25 protein-coding genes and 2 pseudogenes are annotated in these 25,326 nt (G+C 67.8%); 9 read left to right on the forward strand and 18 right to left on the reverse strand.

From position 1 onward, the window contains the following. Positions 1-296, forward strand: a pseudogene (locus BRW65_RS31760) (transglycosylase family protein); the annotation flags it as partial. 69 nt (positions 297-365) lie between these two features. Here BRW65_RS31760 and BRW65_RS17055 read toward each other — a convergent pair. The 4 genes from BRW65_RS17055 to BRW65_RS17070 form a co-directional block, all read right to left on the reverse strand. After that, the gene (locus tag BRW65_RS17055; RefSeq protein ID WP_073876572.1) at positions 366-791 is read right to left on the reverse strand and encodes a molybdenum cofactor biosynthesis protein MoaE; all 426 of its coding nucleotides are present in this window, start codon (positions 789-791) and stop codon (positions 366-368) included. Next, positions 788-1,270 (reverse strand): MogA/MoaB family molybdenum cofactor biosynthesis protein, encoded by a 483-nt coding sequence (locus tag BRW65_RS17060; protein WP_073876812.1) that lies wholly within the window; start codon positions 1,268-1,270, stop codon positions 788-790. The genes BRW65_RS17055 and BRW65_RS17060 overlap by 4 nt, the downstream gene beginning before the upstream one ends. Further along, positions 1,270-1,695 (reverse strand): cyclic pyranopterin monophosphate synthase MoaC, encoded by a 426-nt coding sequence (gene moaC, locus BRW65_RS17065; protein ID WP_244168123.1) that lies wholly within the window; start codon positions 1,693-1,695, stop codon positions 1,270-1,272. The genes BRW65_RS17060 and moaC overlap by 1 nt, the downstream gene beginning before the upstream one ends. Before the next feature lie 110 nt (positions 1,696-1,805). Beyond that, a complete protein-coding gene (locus tag BRW65_RS17070) occupies positions 1,806-2,006 on the reverse strand; it encodes a hypothetical protein (RefSeq protein WP_139273158.1) in 201 nt (66 codons plus the stop codon). Positions 2,007-2,123: 117 nt separating this feature from the next. Between BRW65_RS17070 and BRW65_RS17075 the strand changes: the two genes are divergently transcribed. Both BRW65_RS17075 and BRW65_RS17080 read left to right on the forward strand, forming a co-directional pair. Continuing rightward, entirely contained in the window at positions 2,124-4,379 is a 2,256-nt protein-coding gene (locus BRW65_RS17075; protein WP_073876576.1) for a helicase-associated domain-containing protein, read from the forward strand. A 48-nt stretch (positions 4,380-4,427) separates the two neighbouring features. Further along, the gene (locus tag BRW65_RS17080) at positions 4,428-6,077 is read left to right on the forward strand and encodes a DNA repair helicase XPB (RefSeq protein ID WP_073876578.1); all 1,650 of its coding nucleotides are present in this window, start codon (positions 4,428-4,430) and stop codon (positions 6,075-6,077) included. Here the strand turns inward: BRW65_RS17080 and BRW65_RS17085 are convergent. Next, on the reverse strand, positions 6,037-6,519 hold the full coding sequence (locus BRW65_RS17085) for an STAS/SEC14 domain-containing protein (RefSeq protein ID WP_073876814.1): 483 nt from the start codon (positions 6,517-6,519) through the stop codon (positions 6,037-6,039). The genes BRW65_RS17080 and BRW65_RS17085 overlap by 41 nt on opposite strands. Positions 6,520-6,674: 155 nt before the next feature. Between BRW65_RS17085 and BRW65_RS17090 the strand changes: the two genes are divergently transcribed. After that, positions 6,675-7,859: an FAD-binding domain gene (locus BRW65_RS17090; RefSeq protein ID WP_073876580.1), complete on the forward strand. Its 1,185-nt coding sequence runs from the start codon at positions 6,675-6,677 to the stop codon at positions 7,857-7,859. 18 nt (positions 7,860-7,877) lie between these two features. Here the strand turns inward: BRW65_RS17090 and BRW65_RS17095 are convergent, their stop codons facing one another. Further along, positions 7,878-9,023, reverse strand: a complete 1,146-nt coding sequence (locus tag BRW65_RS17095) for a thiolase family protein (RefSeq protein ID WP_073876582.1) — start codon at positions 9,021-9,023, stop codon at positions 7,878-7,880. 27 nt (positions 9,024-9,050) lie between these two features. Continuing rightward, entirely contained in the window at positions 9,051-9,464 is a 414-nt protein-coding gene (locus BRW65_RS17100) for a Zn-ribbon domain-containing OB-fold protein (RefSeq protein WP_073876584.1), read from the reverse strand. Positions 9,465-9,632: 168 nt separating this feature from the next. On the opposite strand from BRW65_RS17100, the gene BRW65_RS17105 reads away from it, so the two are divergent. Beyond that, on the forward strand, positions 9,633-9,926 hold the full coding sequence (locus BRW65_RS17105) for a putative quinol monooxygenase (RefSeq protein ID WP_073876586.1): 294 nt from the start codon (positions 9,633-9,635) through the stop codon (positions 9,924-9,926). 4 nt (positions 9,927-9,930) lie between these two features. On the opposite strand, the gene BRW65_RS17110 is transcribed toward BRW65_RS17105, so the two are convergent. Continuing rightward, positions 9,931-10,920, reverse strand: a complete 990-nt coding sequence (locus tag BRW65_RS17110; protein ID WP_073876588.1) for an LLM class F420-dependent oxidoreductase — start codon at positions 10,918-10,920, stop codon at positions 9,931-9,933. 87 nt (positions 10,921-11,007) lie between these two features. Here BRW65_RS17110 and BRW65_RS31765 point away from each other — a divergent pair, with 87 nt between their 5' ends. Continuing rightward, positions 11,008-11,166: a hypothetical protein gene (locus tag BRW65_RS31765; RefSeq protein WP_167374058.1), complete on the forward strand. Its 159-nt coding sequence runs from the start codon at positions 11,008-11,010 to the stop codon at positions 11,164-11,166. A gap of 42 nt (positions 11,167-11,208) precedes the next feature. Further along, the gene (locus BRW65_RS17115; protein WP_073876590.1) at positions 11,209-12,450 is read left to right on the forward strand and encodes an FAD-dependent monooxygenase; all 1,242 of its coding nucleotides are present in this window, start codon (positions 11,209-11,211) and stop codon (positions 12,448-12,450) included. Positions 12,451-12,657: 207 nt separating this feature from the next. On the opposite strand, the gene BRW65_RS17120 is transcribed toward BRW65_RS17115, so the two are convergent. Then, the gene (locus BRW65_RS17120) at positions 12,658-14,820 is read right to left on the reverse strand and encodes a 3-hydroxyacyl-CoA dehydrogenase NAD-binding domain-containing protein (RefSeq protein WP_073876592.1); all 2,163 of its coding nucleotides are present in this window, start codon (positions 14,818-14,820) and stop codon (positions 12,658-12,660) included. Positions 14,821-14,824: 4 nt separating this feature from the next. Then, entirely contained in the window at positions 14,825-16,036 is a 1,212-nt protein-coding gene (locus BRW65_RS17125) for an acetyl-CoA C-acetyltransferase (RefSeq protein ID WP_073876594.1), read from the reverse strand. Between the two features lie 223 nt (positions 16,037-16,259). On the opposite strand from BRW65_RS17125, the gene BRW65_RS17130 reads away from it, so the two are divergent. Further along, positions 16,260-17,438, forward strand: coding sequence for a pyridoxal phosphate-dependent aminotransferase (locus tag BRW65_RS17130; protein WP_073876596.1), 1,179 nt, complete (start codon positions 16,260-16,262; stop codon positions 17,436-17,438). Between the two features lie 9 nt (positions 17,439-17,447). Here the strand turns inward: BRW65_RS17130 and BRW65_RS17135 are convergent, their stop codons facing one another. From BRW65_RS17135 to BRW65_RS17150, 4 genes and pseudogenes are all read right to left on the reverse strand, one after another. Next, positions 17,448-17,897 carry an SRPBCC family protein gene (locus BRW65_RS17135; RefSeq protein ID WP_073876598.1) on the reverse strand — a complete coding sequence of 150 codons (450 nt, stop codon included), beginning with the start codon at positions 17,895-17,897 and terminating at the stop codon, positions 17,448-17,450. A gap of 58 nt (positions 17,898-17,955) precedes the next feature. Then, entirely contained in the window at positions 17,956-18,411 is a 456-nt protein-coding gene (locus tag BRW65_RS17140; RefSeq protein WP_073876600.1) for an SRPBCC family protein, read from the reverse strand. A gap of 57 nt (positions 18,412-18,468) precedes the next feature. Then, positions 18,469-19,626 (reverse strand): CaiB/BaiF CoA transferase family protein, encoded by a 1,158-nt coding sequence (locus BRW65_RS17145; protein ID WP_073876602.1) that lies wholly within the window; start codon positions 19,624-19,626, stop codon positions 18,469-18,471. A 5-nt stretch (positions 19,627-19,631) separates the two neighbouring features. After that, positions 19,632-20,074, reverse strand: a pseudogene (locus BRW65_RS17150) (SRPBCC family protein). Between BRW65_RS17150 and BRW65_RS17155 the strand changes: the two are divergent. Next, positions 20,073-21,818 (forward strand): alpha-keto acid decarboxylase family protein, encoded by a 1,746-nt coding sequence (locus BRW65_RS17155; RefSeq protein ID WP_432206432.1) that lies wholly within the window; start codon positions 20,073-20,075, stop codon positions 21,816-21,818. The pseudogene BRW65_RS17150 and the gene BRW65_RS17155 overlap by 2 nt on opposite strands. Before the next feature lie 2 nt (positions 21,819-21,820). Here BRW65_RS17155 and BRW65_RS17160 read toward each other — a convergent pair whose 3' ends face one another. From BRW65_RS17160 to BRW65_RS17175, 4 genes are read right to left on the reverse strand one after another with little or no spacing between them, the layout of a single operon-like run. Next, positions 21,821-22,015, reverse strand: coding sequence for a (2Fe-2S)-binding protein (locus BRW65_RS17160; protein ID WP_073876604.1), 195 nt, complete (start codon positions 22,013-22,015; stop codon positions 21,821-21,823). 11 nt (positions 22,016-22,026) lie between these two features. Further along, positions 22,027-22,653, reverse strand: a complete 627-nt coding sequence (locus BRW65_RS17165; protein ID WP_073876606.1) for a fatty-acid--CoA ligase — start codon at positions 22,651-22,653, stop codon at positions 22,027-22,029. Continuing rightward, complete coding sequence (locus BRW65_RS17170; protein ID WP_208611839.1) at positions 22,650-24,053, reverse strand: FadD3 family acyl-CoA ligase; 1,404 nt, start codon at positions 24,051-24,053, stop codon at positions 22,650-22,652. Before BRW65_RS17170 ends, BRW65_RS17165 begins: the two co-directional genes overlap by 4 nt. Before the next feature lie 38 nt (positions 24,054-24,091). Beyond that, entirely contained in the window at positions 24,092-25,282 is a 1,191-nt protein-coding gene (locus BRW65_RS17175; protein WP_073876610.1) for an amidohydrolase family protein, read from the reverse strand. Positions 25,283-25,326 lie beyond the last annotated feature (44 nt).

Raw genomic sequence — 25,326 nt, forward strand, 5'->3', positions numbered from 1 at the left:
CCGGCTTCGATCAGCCCGCTCCTCCGGCGGACCTGCCGCCGGCACCCCCGGCCGACGCCATGCCCCCGGCGCCTCCCGCCGACGTGCCCCCGGCGCCCCCGGCGGACCTCCCCCCGGCGCCCCCGGCCGACGCGCCGGTCGTGGACACCGACTTCCGCGGCTTCGTCCCGGCCGGCATGCCGCAGGATGTTTCCTCGGCCGGCTACACGAAGCAGCTGTGGGACGCCATCCGGGCTCAGGACATCCAGGGCAACGACGCGCTCGACGCGATCGCCCAGCCGTCGCCGGCCACCTGAGGCCCGCACGTCAGACTGCCCGGCACGCCTCGATCCTTTACGCTTCGGGGCGTGCCGGCACTCCAATCGCTACGCCGAGCCCACCCATTCTTCGGTTCCATCGTCGAAGAACTGGTGCTTCCATACCGGTAGCCGCGCTTTGATCTCGTCGACCAGCAGGGCACAGGTGGCGAACGCGGCCTGACGGTGGTCGGCCGCGACGGCGGCCACCAGCGCGCCCTCCCCGATGCGCAGCACGCCGATCCGGTGGCTGGCCGCGACGGCGCGCACCCCGCTCGACTGCTCCGCGACGTCGGAGACGACCTTGGCCAATACCTGTTCAGCCGACGGATGCGCGGAGTATTCCAACCGAACCACGCGGCGCCCGCCGTCGTGGTCGCGAATCATGCCGACGAAGCCGACGACGGCCCCGGCCGACTGATGGGCCACGAGCTCTTCGTGCTCGGCCAGGAAGATCGGGTGATCGGTCATGGCCGCGCGGACGACGAGCGTCATCGCTGGTGGTCTCCCCCGGCGAGTTGATCGAGCGCGTGATCGAGCACGTCGGAGAGCACGCCCAGGCCGTCGCGCACCCCACCGGGCGAACCCGGCAGGTTGACGATCAGGGTCCGTCCCGCCACGCCACACACCCCGCGCGACAACACCGACGTGGGCACCTTGGGCAGGCCCGACCGGCGGATGGCGTCGGCCAGACCCGGGATCATGTAGTCCAGCACCGCCACGGTCTGGTCGGGCGTGCTGTCACTGGGAGAGATGCCGGTGCCGCCCGACGTGATGACGACCTCCACGCCGTCATCGACCGCCTTGCGCAGGGCCTCGCCGACCGGCTCGCCGTCGGCGACCACGTCGGGCTCGGCGAACGAAAACCCGCGCTCTCCAAGCCATTCCGCGATGATCGGCCCGCAGCGATCGTCGTACACTCCCGCCGATGCGCGGGTCGAGGCGATGATGACGCGGGCGGATCGGGTGCCCATCACCGCACCCACGTTCCGGTCTTGCCGCCTTCCTTGCGCAGCACCCGGATGTCGTCGAGGCGCGCGGCGGGATCCACAGCTTTGATCATGTCGTAGAGCGTCAGACCGGCCACACTGACCGCGGTCAGCGCCTCCATCTCCACCCCCGTGCGGTCGGTGCTGCGGACGGTCGCGGTGATCGCGATGTCGGCGGACCCGACGGTGAAATCCACGTCGACTCCCGTGAGGGCCAACTGGTGGCAGAGCGGGATCAGCTCACTGGTGCGCTTCGCCGCGAGGATGCCCGCCACGCGGGCGGTGGCCAGCGCATCGCCCTTGGGCAGACCACCGGCCGAGATCAGCTCCACCACGTGCGGGGAAGTATGTAAAGCACCCGCGGCCACGGCGGTCCGCTTCGTGGTTCCCTTCCCGCTGACATCGACCATGTGCGCCGCGCCGCGGTCGTCCAGGTGTGACAGCGCGCCCGGGCCGGATTCTTCCGATGCCCAGGTCGCCGGGGGCTTGGCGGCCTCAGAGGCCTTCGCCATCCTGGCGCCTACCGGTTAACGACGGTGACCGGGTGCAGGTAGGGCAGGTCCGTGGAGGGCAGCGGGAACACCAGCTCGCCGAACGGCGACAACGCGCCCGTGCGGTCGGTCACGAGTTCGCTCACCGCGTGGTCGTCCGGGTCCGTCGTCGGCCACCCGTTGTCGACATACCTGGTTTTGCGGGCCTTGCCCTCAGCAGTGTCAGCCACGCCGTCCATTCTGACAGGTCGCTCTTGCGCGTGTCGTGCAAGACCGGCAGTTCGATCGAGGAGCCGTCGACATTCGTTGCCTACTGCGACCCGCCGACTGTTTTACGCTGGTCAGCAATGACCGACAACACCCCGGACATCCCGCTGGGGTCGTGGCTGGCCGACTTGCCCGACGAGCGGCTGATCCGACTGCTAGAGCTGAGGCCGGACCTCGCCCAGCCCCCGCCCGGCAGCATCGCCGCGCTCGCCGCGCGCGCTCAAGCCCGCCAGTCGGTCAAGGCCGCCACCGACGAGCTCGACTTCCTGCGGCTGGCGGTGCTCGACGCGCTGCTGGTGCTGCAGGCCGACACCGCGCCCGTGCCGACGACGAAACTGCTGGCGTTGATCGGTGAGCGCGCTCGCGAGGCCGACGTGGTGGGCGCCCTGGACGACCTCCGCGAGCGGGCGTTGGTCTGGGGCGACACCGCGCTGCGCATCGCGCCGGACGCCGGCACGGCGCTGCCGTGGTACCCGGGCCAAGTCACCCTCGAGGATGCCTCCCGCACGGGTGAAGAAATCGCGGGCCTCATCGACGACCTGAACCAGGCCCAGCTCGACGTGCTGGAGAAGCTCCTCGAGGGTTCGCCGATGGGCCGCACCCGTGACGCCGCGCCGGGCGCCCCCGCGGACCGGCCGGTCCCCCAACTGCTCACGATGGGACTGCTGCGGCGCGTCGACGCCGAGACCGTGATCCTGCCCCGCCACGTCGGCCAGGTGCTGCGCGGCGAACAACCCGGCCCGATGCAGTTGACCGCACCCGATCCGGTGGTATCGACCACCACGGCCGACGACGCCGACGCGGCGGCGGCCGGGGCCACCATCGACCTGCTGCGAGAACTCGACGTCCTGATCGAAACGCTGGCTGCCGCACCGGTTTCCGAGCTGCGCAGCGGCGGACTGGGAATCCGTGACGTCAAGCGGCTCAGCAAGACGACGGGCATCGACGAATCGCGACTGGGCCTGATCCTCGAGCTGGCGGCCGCGGCCGGCTTGATCGCCAGCGGGATGCCCGACCCGGAACCGGCCACCGGCGAGGGACCGTACTGGGCGCCGACGGCGGCCACCGACCGGTTCACGGCGATGCCCACCGCCGAGCGCTGGCAGCTGCTGGCCAGCAGCTGGCTGGACCTGCCGAGCCGCCCCGCCTTGATCGGCAGCCGCGGTCCCGACGGCAAACCCTATGGCGCCCTGACCGATGCGCTGTATTCGACGGCCGCACCGCTGGATCGCCGGCTGCTGCTGGGCACGCTGGCCCAATTGCCCCCGGGTGCCGGTGTCAACGCGGTCTCCGCGTCGGCGACACTGATCTGGCGGCGCCCGCGCTGGGCCAAGCGGCTACAGCCCGGTCCCGTGGGTGATCTGCTGGCCGAGAGTCATGCGCTGGGCCTGGTGGGTCGCGGGGCACTCAGCACCCCCGGCCGCGCCCTGCTCGACGACGCCGACCCCCAGGCCGCGGTCGACGCCATGGCGCGGGCCCTGCCGAAACCGATCGATTACTTCTTGGTGCAGGCCGACCTGACCGTCGTCGTGCCCGGGCCATTGGAACGCGATCTCGCCGAGGACCTGGCCGCGGTGGCCACGGTCGAATCAGCCGGCGCCGCGATGGTCTACCGCATCAGCGAACAGTCGATCCGGCACGCGCTCGACGTGGGAAAGACCAGCGACTGGATGCATGGACTGTTCGCCAGGCATTCCAAAGCGCCTGTCCCACAAGGGCTCACCTACCTGATCGACGACGTCGCGCGACGGCATGGTCAGCTGCGGATCGGCATGGCCGCTTCGTTCGTGCGGTGCGAGGACCCGGCGCTGCTCGCCCAGGCCGTCGCCGCACCCGCGACGGAAGGGGTGCAACTGCGCGCCCTGGCCCCGACGGTCGCGGTGTCTCCGGCGCCGATCGCGGAGGTGCTGACCGCACTGCGCGCGGCGGGCTTCGCCCCGGCGGCCGAGGACTCCACCGGCGCCATCGTCGACGTCCGCCCTCGCGGCGCACGGGTCCCCACGCCGCAGCAGCGCCGGCCCTACCGCCCGATGCCACGCCCCAACAGCGAAAGCCTCAACGCCGTGGTCGCGGTGCTGCGCAAGGTGACCGCCGCGCCGTTCGGCACCAACCGCGCCGATCCGGCGGTCACCATGTCGTTATTGCAGCGCGCGGCCAAGGAACAAGACACGCTGGTGATCGGTTATTTGGATGCCGCGGGTGTCGCCACCCAGCGGGTTGTGGCGCCGATCACCGTTCGGGGCGGGCAGCTGACCGCATTCGACTCGGGGTCGGGGCGGCTGCGCGACTTCGCCATCCATCGCATCACGTCGGTGGTGTCGGCCAACGGCCGATAATGGATTGCGCCAGGCGCGCCCGCGAGACGATGAGAAGGAGTTGGGCCATTGACTGACGGCCCCTTGATTGTGCAGTCCGACAAGACGGTGCTGCTCGAGGTCGACCACGAGCAGGCCGGGGCGGCACGTGCCGCCATCGCGCCGTTCGCCGAGCTGGAACGCGCTCCCGAGCACGTGCACACCTACCGCATCACGCCGTTGGCGCTGTGGAATGCCCGCGCCGCCGGCCACGACGCCGAACAGGTCGTCGACGCGCTGGTCAGCTTCTCCCGCTACGCGGTGCCCCAGCCGCTGCTGGTCGACATCGTCGACACCATGGCCCGCTACGGCCGCCTGCAATTGGTCAAACACCCGGCGCACGGCCTCACGCTGATCAGCCTGGACCGCGCGGTGCTCGAGGAGGTGCTGCGCAACAAGAAGATCGCTCCCATGCTCGGCGCTCGCATCGACGACGACACCGTCGTCGTCCACCCCAGCGAACGCGGCCGCGTCAAGCAGATGCTGCTCAAGATCGGTTGGCCCGCAGAGGATCTCGCGGGCTACGTGGACGGCGAGGCACATGCGATCAGCCTGGCGCAGGACGGCTGGCACCTGCGCGACTACCAGCAGATGGCCACCGATTCGTTCTGGGCCGGCGGGTCTGGGGTGGTCGTCCTCCCCTGCGGGGCGGGCAAGACGCTGGTGGGCGCCGCCGCGATGGCGAAGGCCAGCGCGACGACGCTGATCCTGGTCACCAACATTGTCGCGGCGCGGCAGTGGAAGCGCGAACTGGTGGCGCGCACCTCGCTGACCGAGGACGAGATCGGCGAGTATTCGGGAGAACGCAAGGAGATTCGGCCCGTCACCATCTCGACGTATCAGATGATCACCCGGCGCACCAAGGGCGAGTACCGACACCTGGAGCTTTTCGACAGTCGCGACTGGGGCCTGATCATCTACGACGAGGTCCACCTGCTGCCCGCGCCCGTCTTTCGGATGACCGCCGACCTGCAGTCCAAGCGACGCCTGGGCCTGACCGCCACGCTGGTCCGCGAGGACGGCCGCGAGGGCGACGTGTTCTCCCTGATCGGCCCGAAGCGTTACGACGCGCCATGGAAGGACATCGAGGCCCAGGGCTGGATCGCGCCCGCCGAGTGCGTCGAGGTGCGGGTGACCATGACCGACAACGAGCGGATGATGTACGCCACCGCCGAACCCGAAGAGCGCTACAAGCTTTGCTCGACGGCGCATTCGAAGATCGCGGTGGTGAAGTCGGTGCTCAGCCGGCACCCCGGCGAGCAGACCCTGGTGATCGGCGCCTACCTCGACCAGCTCGACGAGTTGGGCGCCGAGCTGAACGCCCCGGTGATCCAGGGGTCGACGCGAACCAAGGAACGCGAGGAACTGTTCGACGCGTTCAGGCGGGGCGAGGTGTCCACACTGGTGGTGTCCAAGGTCGCCAACTTCTCCATCGACCTGCCGGAAGCCTCTGTGGCGGTGCAGGTTTCGGGGACCTTCGGCTCGCGTCAGGAGGAGGCGCAGCGGCTGGGCCGATTACTGCGTCCCAAGGCCGACGGCGGTGGCGCCATCTTCTACTCCGTGGTGGCGCGCGACAGCCTGGACGCGGAGTACGCCGCGCACCGGCAGCGTTTCCTCGCCGAGCAGGGCTACGGCTACATCATCCGCGACGCGGACGACCTGCTGGGGCCCGCGATTTAGGCGGTGCGAAAGCCAGCCGCCCGAGGCTCGCCAGAGCGGCGCCGACTCCGCCGATGTAGGCCTTGGCCATTTCGCAGCCGGACACGTCAGCGCGTACCGGTAGCGAGGTCAGCCAGCTGACCGCGTCATCGCGTCCGTCGTTGTCGTACAACCGAAGTGGACACGGCATCCAGGCGCCGACGGCACGGCTTGGCGCCCGGATCCAGCCGATGTCGCTCACCACGGCACATCCGTCGAGCAATCGCACATAGCCCGATCCGAGCCGGGCTTCCGCCCAGAGCGCTCCCGCGGTGATGCGCCGGAATTCCGGGCCGAACTGGTACAGGAGCCGCATCCGCCCGCCAGCATTCCGCGTCCGTTCGATCGTCGGCGCAAAGACCCGTTCGTAATCCGCTGCGGTCACTGTCCCGACGGCCTCCAAAGCCTCAATGCCCGCGGGCATGCCCGAAAGTTTCTTCAACACAGCCGTCTCCGCTCCGCTGTCGACGGGGAGATCGACGCGCTTCGCCGGTCTCTACAATGGCGAGTTTATTGCCTATTGCAACTATTGCATAGAGCTATGATAATCGGAAGGTCATCCCTGGAAGAGGTGGGCGCATGAAAATCGGCATTGTCGGCGCCGGCATCGCCGGCCCAACGCTCGCGTACTGGCTCGCACGTTATGGTCACGAGCCAACCCTGATCGAGAAGGCGCCGCGCCTGCGCACCGGCGGCTATGTGGTGGACTTCTGGGGTGGCGGCTATGCCGTCGCCGAACGCATGGGGCTGACCGCCGAGCTGCACGCCGCGGGATACGAGGTGCGCGAGGTGCGACTCGTCGATCGCAATTCGCGACGGGCGGGCGGCTTTTCGACTGAACCGTTCCGGCGCAACCTCGATGGCCGATTCACCACTGTGCCCCGCGGCGACCTGTCGGCCCTGATCTATCGCTCCATCGAAGACCATACTGAAACGCTGTTCGGTGAAAGCGTTTCGGCCGTCGAGCAACACGACTCCGGCGTGCGGGTCACGCTCGAGGGCGGCGGGTCACGCCACTTCGACCTGTTCATCGGTGCGGGCGGCATCCATTGTCCCGTGCGCGGCTTGGTATTCGGCCCCCAAAACAGATTCGAGAGAGATCTGGGCTATCGAGTTGCGGCCTTCGAGACCGAGGGCTACCAGCCGCGTGACGAACTGGTGTACCTCGCCTACACCATGCCGGGTCGCATGATCGCCCGGTTCGCAATGCGCGACGAAAAGACCATGTTTCTCTTCATCTTCACCCCTGACCACATGAGCGATCCCGACCCGAAAGATGGGCCAGAGGCCAAAGCGACCCTGCATCAGGTCTTCGGCAACGCCGGCTGGGAGTGCCCGGAGATCCTGCGCCACCTCGACGGGGCCTCCGACGTGTACTTCGACCGCACCAGCCAAATCGTCATGGACCGCTGGTCGGACGGGCGGGTGGCGCTCATCGGCGACGCCGCGGCCGGGGTGTCCCTGCTCGCGGGTGAGGGGACGGGCCTAGCGATGGCGGAGGCCTACACGCTGGCGGGCGAGCTCAATCGCGCGGGAGCCGATCACCAGGATGCGTTTCGTCGTTATGAGGGCAAGCTGCGTCCGATTGTCGAGGCCAGGCAGCGCTCGGCGCGCGCATTCGCCACGACATTCGCGCCGAAGACGGCTCTGGGTCTGTGGACCCGCAATCAGGCGTCCAGATTGCTCAACATCCCGCGACTGGCCGACTGGGTAGTCCGCAGCGAATTCCGTGACGACATACCGATACCCGAATACGTCGCATAGCCGACCCGGCAGCGGAATTCAAAGCGACAGAATGGTCGCCGACGCGGTTCCGGGTGCGCCGTAGACCTGCGCCAGCCCGACGCGCGGATTGCCGGGCACCTGACGCTCCCCCGCCTCGCCGCGCAGCTGACGCACCAGCTCGTGCATCTGCCGCAGCCCCGACGCGCCGATCGGCTCGCCGTTGGCGATCAACCCGCCGTCGGTGTTGACCGGCATCGAGCCGTGGATCTCGGTGGCGCCGTCGGCCAGCAGCTTCTCCTGCTCGCCGTCGGCGCACAGGCCCGTCTCCGCCATGTGGATCACCTCGTTGCCGGCGTCGGTGTCCTGCAGTTGGGCCACGTCGACGTCCTCGGGCCCGATGCCCGCCGCCTCGTAGGCCGCCTTCGCCGCGTACACCGTCGGGGAGACGTCGCCGTCCAACGGGGCGAAGGTAGCGTGCACCTCGTAGGCGCCGTAGCGGCGCGTACGGATTTCGCAGGCGCGCACATACACCGGCTTGTCGGTGTACTTGTGCGCGAGGTCGGCCCGGCACATGACTACCGCGGCGGCCCCTTCGTCGGGCGCGCAGAACATGTACTGCGTCAGCGGGTAGTTGAGCACCGGCGAGTTGAGGATCTCGTCCTCGGGAATCGGCTTGCGGCGGAACGCATTCGGATTCAGCGCACCGTTGCGGAAGTTCTTGGCCGCCACCTTGGCCAGGGTGGCCTGCGAGATGTTGTGGTCGTGCAGGTACTTGTTGGCCTTCATCCCGAAGAACTTGGTGGTGACGAACTGCCCGTTCTGGGCATACCACTGCGGCAGCGCCAGCTTGGCGGGGTCGTCGGTGAACGCGCCGCGCGGGTGCTTGTCCAGCCCGATGGCGATGCCGATGTCGTACTTGCCCAGGCGGATGGTGTCGGCCGTCTGCTGAATGGCGCTGGCCGCCGTGGCGCACGCGTTGAACACGTTGGTGAACGTGATGCCGGTCAGCCCGACCAGGCGGGTGACCGCGTCAGGGTTGGACACCTCGTGACTGCCGCCGAAGCCGAACTGGATGTCCTTCCAGTCGACCCGGGCGTCGGCCAGTGCGGCCTGGATGGCCTCGGCGCCCATCTGCATCGCGGTCTTGTCGAACCGGCCGAACGGGTGCAGGCCCACACCGATGATGGCGACATCGTTTGTCATGTCAACCTCCTCTGGGTTTGATCGCCTCTAGACCGGCCGGAAGGCAAACGTCATGATTTCGGTGCCCTCTTCGTCGGTGGTGAGCGGGACCATGGTCAGCTCGACCTCCTGACCGAACTGCAGCTTGGCGGGGTCGTTCTCGGTCAGCCGCCCCTCGACTCGGATCACGTCGTCGAGCTGGACCAGCCCGACGCCGAACGGGACGAAGTCCTTGCCGGTCGGGCCCGCGTACGGCGCCCCGGGCGGAAAGCCCTGGGTGGTCCACGCGACCAGGGTCCCGCGGCGCGGCAGCAACACGTCGCTCATCTCACCCAGGCTGCAACGCGGGCACCACTGCTGCACCGGGAACGTGGTGGCGCCGCAACTGCCGCACCGACTGCCGATCAGCTGCGGGCTCTCGTCGGGCCAGGTAGAGATCTCGGGGGCGAGCGCCGTTTGCATCGGGCGATCCTCCAGAAGCGTCGATGGTGCGGCCAACAGAATGTTGCTCACTGAACCGTATAATAGCTTTCCGAAAAGTGGAAACCACATTCTCATTTTTGGTGGCCGACCCGGGTTCCTGCCCGGCACATATATGTTGGGATCGCCGTCGCGACCAAGGAGACGACCATGCCAGTCACGGTGATACTCGAACTGCAGTTCAAGCCCGACGCGGTGGCGCAGGCCCGCGACGTCATGGGCCGGGCGTTGCGGGACACCCGGGCCTTCGCCGGGAATCTTGGTACCGACGTGCTGGTCGACGAGGACGACGAGGCTCACTGGCTGATCTACGAGCTGTGGGACACGGTCGAGCACGACGAGGCCTACCGCGCCTTCCGCGCCGGCGACGGCCGACTGACCGAGTTGCCGCCGCTGCTCGCCGCGCCCCCGGTCAAGAAGCGGTACGTCACTTCAGACGTGTGACGGGCTAAGTCAGGGCGGGAATGACCTCGCGCTCGAACAGCTCGATGCCAGAGCGGTCGTAGGCGGCCTCAGGGAAATAGCAGATCGCGTATTCACAGCCGAGGTCGCGCAGCTTGGCCATCCGCTCGATCACCTGTTCCGGCGTGCCCGTCGCCGAATCGGGTCCTCCGCCGGCGGCGAGCATCGCATCCGCGGCCGCCTCCGGCACATAGCGGACAAGGCGGTCGCGGACCCGCTGGAGCCGGTCCTTGACGTCGGCGTCCGACGTCCCGACAACGGCGTTGACGTTGGCCGAACGCACGATGGCATCGAAGTCGGTACCCAACTGCCGACAATGCTGTGCCAGCACTTCCGACTTGTGCGCGAACGCCTCGGGTTCCGGTGTGAAGTTGGTGTACTGCGCGTATTTCGCGGCGATGCGCAACGTCACCTTCTCGCCGCCGCCGGCGATCCACAGCGGAATTCCGTTGCGCTGCAGCGGTTTAGGGGAAACGATAGCGCCGTCGACCTGGTAGTGCTTACCGTCGAAGCTGACCTTACCGTCCCGCCAGGCATCCCGCATGATCTGCACTCCCTCGTCCAGCCGGCCCAGCCGGACGCCGGCCGACGGAAAACCGTAACCGTAAGCGCGCCACTCGTGTTCGTACCAGCCGCCGCCTATTCCCATCTGGATCCGCCCGCCGGAGATGATGTCGGCGGTCGCCGCCACCTTGGCCAGGTACACCGGATTGCGGTAGCTCATCGCGGTACACATCTGGCCGAGTTTGATCCGCGACGTGACCGCCGCGTACGCGGCCATCAGCGACCACGCCTCGTGGGTGGCTTCGCCGGTCGGCATCGGGACGGTGTGGAAGTGGTCGTAGACCCATAGCGAATCCCACGCGCCGTTGTCGGCGTAGGTCGCCAGGTCGCGCATCACCGCCCAGTGCTGCTCCGGTTCGATGTCGACCAGATCCATTCGCCAGCCTTGCGGGATGAAGAGACCGAAGCGCATGGCAATGGACTTTAGCCCGCAGCGGCTCACAGCAGATCGACAAGTGGCGCCCAGCGGCCGCTGACGTCGCAGCCGTAGACCTGATGCATGAGAACCGTCGCGCCCACATTCCGGGTCGTCCTCGCGTGCGCCGCGATCGTCGCCGCCCTCGCCTTCGCCACGGATGACACCAACTTCGTCAACGACAACGGTCAGACCTCCGGCGACATCTTTACCCAGAACGCCCAAGACCAGAGCGGAGCGTAACGCCGCTAGGCTTACCCCTCGTTGAGTGAGCGGGAGGTGGGCATGCGCGTTCTGATCTCCGGCGCCAGCATTGCCGGCCCGGTGCTGGCCTACTGGCTTACCCGGCACGGCTTCGACGTCACCGTCGTCGAGCGCGCCCCCAGCCTGCGCAAGACCGGCGGCCACGCCGTCGACCTGTTCCGTCCCGCGATGGAGATCTCGGCCGAGATGGGCGTGCTGCCCCGGATCGAAGCGCTCGCCACCGGGACAAACCGGATGATCATGCATCGGGAAGGCCGCGCGCGGCCGTTCGAGATCGATCTGACCAAGGTCTACGCCGCCACGTCGGACCGGCACGTGGAGATCATGCGCGACGACCTCAGCGAAATCTATTACGCCGCAGGTCGAGACGACGTCGAGTACCTGTTCGGTGACACGATCACCTCGATCGACCTCGACGGCGAAGTGACGTTCGAGCATGCCCCCGCCCGCCGGTTCGACGTCGTCGTCGGCGCCGACGGGCTGCACTCCAACGTCCGGCAACTGACCTTCGGCGACGAAGCCAACCTCACCCGGTTCCTCGGCGGCTATCTGGCGGTGGTGTCGGCACCCAAGGCGCTTGCCAGCCGCGGTGAGATGACCTGCCACGTCGGCGTCGGGCGCCTCGCGGCCATCTACACCGCCGAGCACCTCGACGACGCACGCGCCGTCTTCCTGTTCCGCAGCAACCGCGAACTCGACTATGGCCACCGGGATGCGTTGCGGCAGAAGGAGTTATTGCGGGCGGCGCTCGCGAACATGCACGAGCAGGTAGACGATTGGCTCGGCGAAGTCGACCGCACGCCCGCCTTCTATTTCGATTCCATCAGCCAACTGCGACTGGACCGATGGTCGCGCCGGCGGGTCACCCTCGTCGGCGACGCCGGATACTGCCCGGGCCCGGCGGTGGGCGGCAGCACCAGCCTCGCGGTGCTCGGCGCCTACGTGCTGGCCGGCGAGCTCGCCCAGGCCGACGGCGACCTCCTGCGCGCGTTCTCCGCCTACGAATTGCAGATGCGCGAGCCGGTACACCAGAGCCGCGCGTTCGCCCGCGGCGCCGCCAAGGGCATCATCCCCGGGTCGCGGCTCGGGGTGTGGGCGTTGACCCGGGGAGCGCAGCTGGTCTCGACGATGCCCGGGTCGTTGTCGCGGTCGCTGGCCAAACTGAACGCCAAGGGCGTCCGAATGCACGACTCGATGCGGGTGCCCGACTACAGCGCGACCGACTTACAAGCGAACGAACGGAACAACCGCCGATGGAACTAGCCGGTGTGGCGTTCCCGCGTGAGCAATGGCGCCGGATCGCCGCCGCCCTCCGGGGGTGACTCCTTCAGCGCCGCGACACGTAAACCATGGCGACGACACGCCGTGGCACGTCGCCCTGGTTTACGTCTCGCGGAGGACCGCCTCCCTTCACCGACACCGCAAAAGCCCCGAAGACACGCGCTTCGGGGGCTTCCGCGACCGGTAACCCTACGTCAGGGAGTCCGGCGGGGAGAACCGGTCGCCGTACTTGGCGGCCAGCTCGCGGGCCCGCGCCACGAAGGCTTCCTTGCCGATACCGCCCGGACCCTCGTAGCCGACGATGAACTGCGCGCTGCCACCGGTGTACGGCGGGAAGCCGATGCCCATGATCGAGCCGATGTTGGCGTCGGCGGTCGAGGTCAACACGCCCTCGTCGAGGCACTTCTGGGTTTCCAGCGCCTCGGCGAACAGCATCCGGTCGATCATGTCCTGCAACGGAATCTCCGCGCTGCCGGATTTGAACGTCTCCCGCAGGCCCGGCCACAGGCGCGTGCGCTTGCCGTCGACGTACTCGTAGAAGCCCGCACCCTTCAGCCGCGACGGGCGGCCGATCTCGATCATCTTCTCCACGACCGCCTCCGCGGGGTGCGGCTCGTAGGTGCCGCCGGCGTCCTCGACACCCTTGCGGGTGGCCGTGGCGATCTTGTGCATCAACTCCAGGTTGAGCTCGTCCGAGAGTTGCAGCGGCGGCGCCGGGTAGCCGGCCTGCGAGCCGGCATGCTCGATGCTCGCCGGCTCGACGCCTTCGCCCAGCATCGCCAGGGCCTCGTTGACGAAGGTGCCGATGACGCGGCTGGTGAAGAACCCGCGGCTGTCGTTGACGACGATCGGGGTCTTGCCGATGGCCAGGGTGTAGTCGAACACGCGGGCCAGCGCCTCGTCAGAAGTCTTCTCGCCCTTGATGATTTCGACCAGCGGCATCTTGTCCACCGGAGAGAAGAAGTGGATACCGATGAAGTCCTCCTGGCGCTTGACGCCGGTCGCCAGACCGGTGATCGGCAGCGTCGAGGTGTTTGATCCCAGTAGCGCGTTCGGCTCGACGATGTCCTCGATCTCCTGGAACACCTTGTGCTTGAGTTCCTGGTTCTCGAAGACCGCCTCGATGACGAAGTCGACGCCCTTGAAGGCCTCGGGGTCGGCGGCCGGCGTGATGCGGTCCAGCAGCGCCTTGGATTTCTCCTCGGTGGTCTTGCCCCGCTGAAGCGCCTTGGCCTCAAGCTTTTCCGAGTAGCCCTTACCCTTCTCGGCGGCCTCGATGCTGACGTCCTTGAGCACCACGTCGAAACCGGCCTTGGCCGACACGTACGCGATGCCCGCGCCCATCATGCCGGCGCCCAGCACGCCGATCTTGTTGATCTTGACCGGCTCGATGCCCTCCGGTCGCGAGCCGCCGCCGTTGATGTGTTGCAGGTCGAAGAAGAACGCCTGGATCATGTTCTTGGCGACCTGACCGGTGACCAGCTGGGTGAAGTAGCGGCTCTCGATGCGGGTCGCGGTGTCGAAGTCCACCTGCGCGCCCTCAACGGCCGCGTCCAGGATGGCCCGCGGAGCGGGCATCGGCGCACCCTTGAGCTGCTTTTTCAGCAGCGCCGGGAACGACGGCAGGATGCCTGCCAGCGCTGGGCTGGACGGGGTGCCGCCAGGCATCTTGTAACCCTTGGCATCCCACGGCTGGGTGTGCGAGTCGGGGTTGGCCTTGATCCACGCCTTGGCGGCCGGCACCAGTTCCTCGACCGAGCCGACGAGCTCGTCGACCAGTCCCATCTCCTTCGCCTTCGCCGGCTTGAAGCGGGTGCCCTGCGACAGGATGTTCATGAACGCGTTCTGGATGCCGAACATCCGCACGGTGCGGGTCACCCCGCCACCGCCGGGCAGCAGGCCCAGCGTCACTTCCGGCAGGCCCAGCTGGCTGCCCTTGGCGTCCGCGGCGATGCGGTGGTGACAGGCCAGCGCGATCTCCAGGCCGCCGCCGAGCGCGGCGCCGTTGATCGCGGCTACGACCGGCTTGCCCAGGGTCTCGAGGGTGCGCAGGTCGCGCTTGATGTCCTCGACCTCGGTGAAGACGTCACCGGCGTTTTCGGGGCCGGCGTTGATCATGCTCTTGAGGTCGCCGCCGGCGAAGAACGTCTTCTTGGCGCTGGTGATCACCACGCCGGTGACCGAATCCTTCTCCGCCACAAGGCGTTCGACTGCCTTATGCATCGATTCCTTGTAGTGCTGGTTCATCACGTTCGCCGAGCCGGTGGGGTCGTCGAGCGTCAGCGTGACGATGCCGTCGGCATCCTTGTCCCAAGCGATGGTGTTCTCAAGTTGAATGGTGTTCTCTGCCATGGTCTTAAACCCTCTCGATGATGGTGGCGACGCCCATGCCGCCGCCGATGCACAGCGTGATCAGCGCCCGTCGCGCGTTGCGGCGCTCGAGCTCGTCGACCATGGTGCCGGTGATCATGGCGCCGGTGGCGCCCAGCGGGTGGCCCATCGCGATGGCGCCACCGTTGACGTTCAGCTTCTCGTCGGGGATGTTGAGGTCCTTCTGGAACTTCAGCACCACCGATGCGAACGCCTCGTTCAGCTCGAACAGGTCGATGTCATCGACGCTCAGCCCGGCACGGTCGAGAACCTTCCGGGTGGCCGGGGTCGGGCCGGTCAGCATGATCACCGGGTCGGCGCCGCTGGTCGCGGTCGCCACGATGCGCGCTCGCGGGGTGAGGCCCTGCGACTTGCCGGCGGCCTCGGAGCCGACCAGCACCAGCGCGGCGCCGTCCACGATGCCCGAGCTGTTGCCGCCGGTGTGGACGTGGTTGATCTTCTCGACGTAGTGGTACTTCTGCAGCGCCACGTCGTCGAAGCCGCCCATTTCGCCGATGCCGTCGAACGCGGTCTTCAGTTTGGCCAGGCCCTCCATGGTGGTGTCGGGCCGCATGTGCTCGTCGTGGTCCAGGATGACCAGACCGTTCTGGTCACGCACCGGCACCACCGACTTGGCGAAGTAGCCGCCCGACCAGGCCTCGGCGGCCTTCTGCTGCGACCGCAGCGCGTAGGCGTCGACGTCCTCGCGGGAGAAGCCCTCGATGGTGGCGATCAGGTCGGCGCCGATGCCCTGCGGCACGAAGCCGAGCCGGTAGTTGGTCTCGGGGTCGGTCGCCCAGGCGCCGCCGTCGGAACCCATCGGCACGCGGCTCATCGACTCGACGCCGCCGGCCAGCACCAGGTCGTCCCAGCCCGAGCGCACCTTCTGCGCGGCGGTGTTGACGGCCTCGAGGCCCGAAGCGCAGAACCGGTTGAGCTGCACCCCGCCGGTGGTCTCGGGCAGCCCGGCGACCAGCGCCGCGGTCCGGGCGATGTCGCCGCCCTGGTCCCCCACCGGGGACACCACGCCGAGGATCAGGTCGCTGATCAGGTTCTCGTCGAGGTCGGGGTTGCGCCGGCGCAGCTCGTCGACCAGCCCGACGACCAGGTTCACCGGCTTGACCTCGTTCAGCGAGCCGTTCTTTTGCTTGCCGCGCGGCGTGCGGATGGCCTCGTAGATGAAGGCTTCTTCGGACATGTCGAGTTCCTCTTCACAATTGGGTTTCGGATCCGTATTAAAGGTAGGTCCAGATACCGCACCCTAACAAAGTGCCCGGCCAACCTGTTGGTTGGGCCGATCACCGCTGGTCAGTGGAGAGCGGGCCATGCCCGCCCGCGAGCGTCACGCCAGCGTGGCCGCGGCGGGCGGGCGCCACCCTGGCGTGACACTCGAGGCTCAGCGACCCCTAAGCTCGACCAACATGACGGTGTCGCGACTGCGTCCGTACGCGACGACGGTGTTCGCCGAGATGTCGGCGCTGGCCGCGCGGGTCGGTGCGGTCAACCTCGGCCAGGGTTTCCCCGACGAGGACGGGCCCGCGGCCATGTTGAAGGCCGCCCAAGATGCCATCGCCGAGGGGAACAACCAGTACCCGCCGGGCATCGGCGTTCAGTCGCTACGGCACGCCATCGCCGCCCAGCGGCGGCGGCACTTCGGCATCGAGTACGACCCCGACACCGAGGTGCTGGTGACGGTCGGGGCGACCGAGGCCATCGCGTCCGCGGTACTGGGCCTGATCGAACCCGGCTCGGAGGTGCTGCTCGTCGAGCCGTTCTACGACTCCTACTCGCCGGTACTGGCGATGGCGGGCGCGCACCGGGTGGCCGTCCCCCTGGTCCCCCACGGCCGCGGCTTCGCCCTGGACGCCGACGCGCTGCGCCGGGCGGTGACGCCGCGCACCCGCGCGCTGATCGTCAACTCCCCGCACAACCCGACCGGCACGGTGCTCAGCGCCGCCGAGCTGACCGCCATCGCGGAGGTCGCGGTCGCCGCCGACCTCCTGGTGATCACCGACGAGGTGTACGAACACCTGGTGTTCGACCACCACCGGCACCTGCCGCTGGCCGGGTTCGACGGCATGGCCGAGCGCACGGTCACCATCTCCAGCGCGGCCAAGATGTTCAACTGCACCGGCTGGAAGATCGGATGGGCTTGCGGCCCAGCGCAACTCATTGCCGGGGTGCGGGCGGCCAAACAATACCTGAGCTACGTCGGCGGCGCGCCGTTCCAGCCGGCGGTCGCCCTCGCGCTCGACACCGAGGACGCGTGGGTCGCCGAGCTGCGCGGCTCGTTGCAGGCCCGCCGCGACCGGCTGGCCGCCGGGCTCTCCGAGATCGGCTTCGAGGTGCACGACAGCGCAGGCACGTACTTCGTGTGCGCCGATCCGCGCCCCCTGGGCTACGACGACAGCGCCGCGTTCTGCGCGGCCCTTCCGGAAAAGGCGGGGGTGGCCGCCATCCCGCTGTCGCCGTTCTGCGACCCGGCCGCCGCGCACGCCTCGGCCCAAGCCAAGGTGTGGAATCACTTGGTGCGCTTCACCTTCTGCAAACGCGAAGACACCCTCGACGAGGCGATCAGGCGGTTGGCCGTCCTTCGGTGACCGGGCCGGCTATCCGGCCGGGCCGTAGCCCTCGGTTACCCGCTTTCGCAGGCCCTCCAGCGCGGCGTGGAGGATCTTCTTGCGCGCCCGGTTGACCCAGAACTCGGGCAGCGGCGCCCACGGTTCGACCGTGATGGTGAATCGCACCCGCGTCTTGTCGTCGCTCACGCGGCTCAGGTTGTACTCTCCGTGCTGACCGCGTTGCTGGGCGGTCTTGGCGGCGTCCCACACCATCCAGTCCGGGCCCCAGTGGTATTCGAGCAATTCGGTGTCGTGAATGCCCGTCACCGCGATGGTCACTTTCACGTGATGGGGCCGCCCGTCGGGATATTTGTCGACGACCTCGACCCGCTTGTGCACCGACGACCATGTCGGCACGGCGTCCATGTCGGCCAGCGCCTCGAGGATCACCTCCGGAGGCGCATCGATCACAATTTCCGACGATGCTTGAACGGCCACTGCTAATAAGCTAGCAACCGTTCAGGCGGTCCCGAAGGCAAAAAATGCGAGCCGCCGACTATTCCGACTCTGCCGCGTCGTTGACGTGCTTTACCAATTCGCACAATCCCTTTACCGCCGAGTCGAGGACGCTTTCGCTGGCCCGACGGACGATGAAGGCGGGCATCGGTCTACCGGGTTCGACCGTCACGTCGAAGCGGACCCGGGTCTTGTCGACGCCCTCGGGGATGAGGTTGTACTCGACGTGCTGACCGTGCTGCTGGGAAGTCCCTTTGGCGTCGTAGACGACCCAGTCGGGTCCCCAGTGATATTCCAGGATCTCTTTGTCGACGAGACCCAGAATCTTGATGGTGGTCTTGACGTGGTGGGGCCGACCGTCGGGATAACGGTCGATCACTTCGATGCTCTTGTGCAGCGGCGACCACTCTGCCAGCACGCCGACATCTGTCAGCGCCTGCATGACCACTTCGGGCGGCGCGTCGACGACAAATTCACGTGATGCTTTTACGGCCACTGAGCTCAACCTAGCAACGTGCGTCCGCGAGCGGATCGATTCGACCTAAAACGCGGGCTACCAGTCGATTTCGGTCAGGGGCGTAGTGGCCGTCGGCGGCCGCCCGACCGGTGCCGCCGGGGTGCGCGAGAAGCGCGGGCCGGGCGCGGCCTGGTCGACTCCGTCGGCGGTGATCACCGTGGAGCGTGCCCTCAGGTGATCGTCGGCCGCCGCTTCGCTCCACGTCAGCACCGGGGTGACGCATGCATCGGTGCCGGCGAAGGTGGCCGTCCACTCATCACGGGTCCGGCTGGCGAAGCGTTTCGCGAAGGCGTCGAACATCTGCGGGTAGGAGCCGACCTCGAGCTGGCCGGGCACCTCGTCGGCCGACAGGCCGAGCCCGGTCAGCAAGGCCGCGAAGAACTGCGGTTCGATGGCGCCGACGGCCATGTACTTACCGTCGGCGGTCTCATAGCAGCGATAGAAGGGGGCGCCCCCGTCGAGCAGAAACGACTCGCGCCGGTCTCGCAGCGCCCCGGTCGACTTCATGGTCCACATCATCTGGGCGAGCAGGCTGACGCCGTCCACCATCGCCGCGTCGATGACCTGCCCCTGGCCCGAACGTTCGCGTTCGTAGAGCGCGACGGCGATGCCGAGCAGCACCAGCATCGAGCCGCCCCCGAAGTCGGCGACCAGGTTCAGCGGCGGCATCGGGGGCCGGTCGGCGTAACCCAGCGCGGAGAGCGCGCCGGTCTGCGACAAATAGTTGATGTCGTGGCCGGCCGTCCGGGCCAGCGGCCCGTCCTGCCCCCAGCCGGTGATCCGCGCGAAGATCAGGCGCGGATTGACCGCCGCACACTCGTCGGGACCGATGCCGAGCCGCTCGCACGTGCCGGGCCGGAAACAATCCAGCAGCACGTCGGCTTTGGCGGCGAGACCGAGCAGCGCCGCGGGCTGCGTCTTGACGTCCAGGTCGACGATCCGCTTCCCGCGATGCAGCAGATCGCGGTCCTCGGCCGGCATCTTCACGCCGCCCCCCTGGTGGCGACCTGGGGGCACCTCCCGCTTGCGGGGGACTTCGCCCGGCTTCGCCGCGCTTGCGATCGCCACGCCGGGCCGTCGCACCCGCACCACGTCCGCGCCCAGGTCGGCGAGCATCATCCCCGCGTGCGGCCCCGGCCCTATCCCGCCGAGCTCGATCACCCTCACCCCGGCCAGGGGCCCGGCGTCGCCCACCCCGGTTACTTGCCCTTCTTCACGTCCAGCACCCGCTCGCGCAGCGCCTTGGTCGCGGAATCGATCGTCCCCTTCACGGCGCGTTTGAGGACGAAACCCGGCAGTGGCACATTCGGATCCGCGAGAAGCTCGAACTTGACCAGGGTCGCGTCGCCCTGCGGTACCAGGGTGTACTTCCCGTCCTGCGCCTTCTGCCGCGAGGAGCTGACCAGCTTCCAGCTCACCGCGTCGGCTGCCCAGGTGTAGGCGACCACCTGTTCGTCGGTGATCCCCGCGACCTTCACCTTCATCTTCACTTGGTTGGGCCGCCCGTCGTCGCCGGTCGAGAGAACCTGAGCACTCTGGTGGGGCTCGGACCACTCGGGCATCGCCTCGAAATCGGCGATGACGTCCAGGATTTCCTCCGGACTGGCTTCGATGACGATGTCGGGGATTCTTTGAGTGCCATGGCCCGCAGGATACTGAAACGGCGTGGCACCCGGAATGAATTCGACCGAGGTACCGTCGTGCTTGTGCCTGACAACCAGCCCGTCTACACCGTCGGTGACTACCTGTTGGACCGCCTCGCCGAACTCGGCGTCACCGAGATCTTCGGCGTTCCCGGCGACTACAACCTGGAGTTCCTCGACCACATCGTCGCCCACCCGACCATCCGCTGGGTGGGCAACGCCAACGAGCTGAACGCCGGCTACGCCGCCGACGGGTACGGCCGGCTTCGCGGAATGTCCGCGGTGGTAACGACTTTCGGTGTGGGCGAACTGTCGGCGGCCAACGCGATCGCGGGCAGCTATGCCGAGCAGGTGCCCGTCGTGCATATCGTCGGCGGCCCGTCCAAGGACGCGCAGGGCACCCGGCGCGCGCTGCACCACTCGCTCGGTGACGGCGACTTCGAACACTTCTTCCGCGTCAGTCGCGAGATCACTTGCGCCCAGGCCAACTTGATGCCCGCGACCGCCCGTCGCGAGATCGACCGGGTGCTGTCCGAGGTGCGCGAGCAGAAGCGGCCCGGCTACATCCTGCTGTCCATCGACGTGGCCCGGTTTCCCACCGAACCGCCCGGGGACCCATTGCCCCGCTACACCGGGGGTACCAGCCCCCGCGCGCTCTCGACGTTCGTCGAGGCCGCCGCCCAACTCATCGGCGACCACCAACTGACCGTGCTGGCCGACTTGCTGGTGCACCGGTTGCAGGTGGTCAAAGAACTCGAGGCGTTGCTCGCGGCCGACGTGGTGCCCTACGCGACGCTGATGTGGGGCAAGAGCCTGCTCGACGAAAGCTCGCCCCACTACTTGGGGATCTACGCCGGGTCGGCCAGCGCCCCTGCGGTGCGCAGCGCGATCGAAGAGGCGCCGGTGTTGGTGACCGCCGGCGTGGTGTTCACCGACATGGTCAGCGGCTTCTTCAGCCAGCGGATCGACCCGGCGCGCACCATCGACGTCGGGCAGTACCAAAGCACCGTGGCCGGCGAGGTCTTCGCCCCGCTCGAGATGGGCGCCGCGCTCGAGGCGCTGGCCACCATCCTGACCCGGCGCGCGATCACATCGCCGCCCGTGGCGTCGCCGCCCGCCGAGGCGCTGCCCCCGCCTCCGCCGCGCGATCAAGCGCTGACGCAAGAGATGCTGTGGGACCGCCTCTGCGTGGCCCTCACACCGGGCAACGTGGTCCTCGCCGACCAGGGCACCTCGTTCTACGGCATGGCCGACCACCGCCTGCCCCGGGGCGTGACGTTCATCGGCCAACCGCTTTGGGGCTCAATCGGATACACGCTGCCCGCGGCGCTGGGGGCCGGGGTGGCACATCCGGACCGGCGGACGGTGTTGCTGATCGGTGACGGCGCCGCACAGTTGACCGTCCAAGAGCTCGGCAGCTTCTGTCGGGAAGGGCTGTCCCCGGTCATCGTGGTGGTCAACAACGATGGCTACACCGTCGAACGCGCGATCCACGGAGAAACGGCGCCCTACAACGACATCGTGAACTGGAAGTGGACCGAGATCCCCAACGCGCTAGGCGTCGCCGATCACCTGGCGTTTCGGGTGCAGACCTACGGAGAGCTCGACGATGCCCTGACCGCCGCCGCACAGCACCGTGACAGCATGGTGCTCGTCGAGGTGGTGCTGCCGCGGCTCGAAATCCCGCCGCTGCTAGTCGAACTCGTCCAGCCGACATCGCCCGACGGCAGCGTTCGCCGCTAGGATCATCCCGGCCCGGAACGAGTGGCTGCGCCGTTCGGATCCGCTGATCGCAGCATGGCCTGTACGGTTCGCCGGCAGCGACCGCAGTCGGCGCCCGCGCCGCAGGCCTGGGCGACATCCTTGGTGGTGCAGGCCCCGGCTTCCACCGCCTCGGCCACCGTTTGGCTGGTGACTCCGTTGCACAGGCACACGAACATTCCAGGGCCGCTCAGTCCGCCCCGATGCGCATCATGTTGGAGAACCGCCCGACGAAAACCGGTGGGTAGGGGCCCATGCCTGCGCCTCTCATCCACTCGGCCGCGGTATCTGGGTGCTCGATCCACCGCTGGGCTCTCTCTTCGTCTGGCAATTCCGACATGATCAGCACCTCGTGCTCATCGTCGAAAGCCTGGAAGATCCAGGTCTTGCGGATGCCGGCCGCGACGAATCTGTCCCTGGCCGAAGCGACTTCGGCGGTGAGCGCCGACACGTCGTGCACGGAGGCGATGGTGGCGACCACGACCCCGGGCGCCTCGGGAGTCACCGAAGGTTCCGGGATGAACCTGTCGACGATCTCGCCGGCGAAGACCGCGGGAATGTCGTCGACACCGGCCGCATCGAACCACTCGAAGAACACCCGCGAGCGCAGCAGCTCGACGATCGGCTCGCGACTGTGGACCCCGATCAGCACCAGCACCCGGCCCTGGTCGTGCGTCGAGGTGTAGACCAGGACGTGGTGGGCGCCGATGTCGGCCAGGGCCGCCTTCCTGCGCTCGAGCAGCGGCCATACCCGGCTCGGGTCGGGGACCCGGTAGTCCGACGCGAGGACCATCGAATGAATGTCGCCGTCGCTCAACGGAGTTGATCCTTCATCACTTTGCCGGTCGCATTGAGCGGCAGCTCGTCCAGAAACGCGACGGATCTCGGCGCTTTGAAACCAGCCATCCGCTCACGGCACCATATCAGCAGCTCATCCTCGGAAACCTGGGTTTTCGCCACCACGAAGGCCTTGCCGACCTGGCCGAGGCGGTCGTCGGGAACCCCGACCACGGCGGCCTGCGCCACGGCCGGATGCTCCAGCAGGTAACCCTCGATCTCCGCCGGGTAGGCGTTGAACCCGCCCACGATGAACATGTCCTTCTTACGCCCGTCGATCCGCAGCCGACCCGTCGCGTCGAGGCGGCCCAGGTCGCCGGTGTGCAGCCACCCGTCGGTATCGATCGCCGCGGCGGTGCCCTCCGGATCGTCGAGGTATCCCTGCATGACGCCGTAGCCGCGGACCAGCACCTCGCCATCGTCGGCGATGCGCACCTCGACCCCTTCGCAGGGCACGCCCGCGGTGGTGGCGACGTCCTCGAACGAATCCCCCGGCAGGGACAGCGTGACGTTGCCGGCCTCGGTGAGGCCGTATCCGGTCATCAGCGTCTGGAACGGCAATTCGTCATGAATGCGACGGACCAGTTCGACGGGGATGTCGGCGGCGCCGGTCACGCCGGCCCGCAGCGTGGACAGCTTGGACTTGTCGGCGACGGTGAGCAGCGAGTGGTAGAGCGTCGGCGGCCCGGGAAGCATCGTGATGCGTTCGCGCGCAATTAATTCCACCACCGTTTCGACGTCGAACACCGGCACCGGCAGCATCGTCGCGCCCCGCAGGAACGACGTGATCAGCCCGGCCTTGAGGCCGAACGTGTGGAAGTAGGGGTTGATCTGGAGGTAGCGGTCACCCTGGCGCAGGTCGGCGAGCGTCGCCCACTCCTGGTACATCCGCAGCGTCTGCCGATGGTTCATCATCGCGCCCTTCGGGCGGCCGGTCGTGCCCGAGGTGAAGATGATGTCGGAGATGTCGCTGCCGCTCACCACTCGCTCGAACGGTGAACCGCTGGAGAGGAAGTCGGACTTCAGGTCGATGACGGGTGTGCCGGCGGGCGCGGTGTAGTCCTGGCCCAGAAAGCCCTTCTGGACCAGGACGGCCTTGACCTTGCTGCGGGCGATGATGTCGCCCGCTTCCTGCGCCTTGAACCGAGTGTTGACCGGCACCAGCACGCCGCCCGCGGTGAGCAGCCCGAAGGCCGCGATGATCCACTCCGCGGAATTCGGCGCCCAGACCGCGACGCGATCACCTCGGTCGACGCCCAGCTCGGCGAAAGCGCCCGCCGCGCAACGGATTCGGTCGACGATCTGGGTGAAGGTGAAGCGCAGCGGGCCGTCGACGACCGCTTCCGCGTCGCCGAAGCGGTCCGCCGCGCTCAAGACCATCTCGGGGATGGTTTGCCATACCTGATTCGGTCGGCTTGTCACACCGTGACGAGCCGACCGAGGTTGCCGCCCATGATCTTGGCCTGGTCGTCGACGGACAGGTGCGAGAGCGCGTTGACGTAGAACGTCGGCTCCGCCAGCCCCTCCGGGTGCGGCCAGTCCGAGCCGTACAAGACCTGATCCACACCGACGAGGTTGATCAGGTCGTCGATGCCGTCCTCGAAGAACGGGCTGACGTGGACGCGGTTCTTGACCACCTCGACCGGGTCGCTCGGGAAGGCCTCCGGGGCCTTGCGGAAGACCTCGGCCAGGCCGTCGAGCAGCGGGGTCATCCACTTCGACCCGGCCTCGACGATCGCGACCTTCAGCTTCGGGTGGCGGTAGAGCGCGCCGTGGATCACCCACGAGCCCACCGCGTCCTGGATCGGGCGCCACTCGTTGAGGATGCCCATCGCGTTGGTTTGGAACGGCAGCATCTCCTGTTCGGCGCCGTCCCACTCGGAGGTGTAGCGGGAGTAGCCGCTGTCGGACGAGTGCATGCCGACCAGCACGTCGTGCTCGACGACCCGCTCCCAGAACGGGTCGAACTCGGGCAGCGCGAACGATCGGGGGCCGCGGAATCCCGGGACCGGCGCGGGGCGAACCAGGATGCAGCGCGCACCGCGCTTGACCGCCCATTCCAGTTCCTCGATCGCCTTGTCGACGATCGGCAGGGTGATGACCGGGGTGGTGAAGATGCGGTTCTGGTAGTTGAAGCCCCAGACGTCATCGAGCCACTCGTTCAGCGCGTGGACCAGGACATGGATGGCGACCGGATCGTCGCGTAACCGCTCCTCGAGCAGGCTGGCCAGCGTCGGGAACATCAGGGTGCGGTCCAGACCCAGCTCGTTCATCTTTTCCAGACGCGGGCCGGGCTCGAAGAACGCGGGGATCGCGCGCATCGGCTCGCCGAACAGCTCGCGCTTGGATTTGCCCTCCGGATTGCCGTACTTGAAGTACTCCTCCCAGGCGCCCGGCCGGGCGACGACCTCGAAGGTCGGGTTGGGGATGTAGTTGCTGATGTGGCCGCGGATGGCGATCTTCGTCCGCCCGTTGACCTGCACGTACTGGACGTAATCCTTGTACGCCTTGGGCAGGTACTTGGTCAGCGCCTCCGGCGGCTCGTAGAGGTGATTGTCCGCGTCAAAGATCGGAAACGGGACGTCTTCACGATGCGACAACTGGCCCATGGAATCCTCCTTCTTTAATTACGAGAATATTATTCTCTACGGAC

This window comes from Mycobacterium paraffinicum (assembly GCF_001907675.1).
GTDB lineage: Bacteria > Actinomycetota > Actinomycetes > Mycobacteriales > Mycobacteriaceae > Mycobacterium > Mycobacterium paraffinicum_A.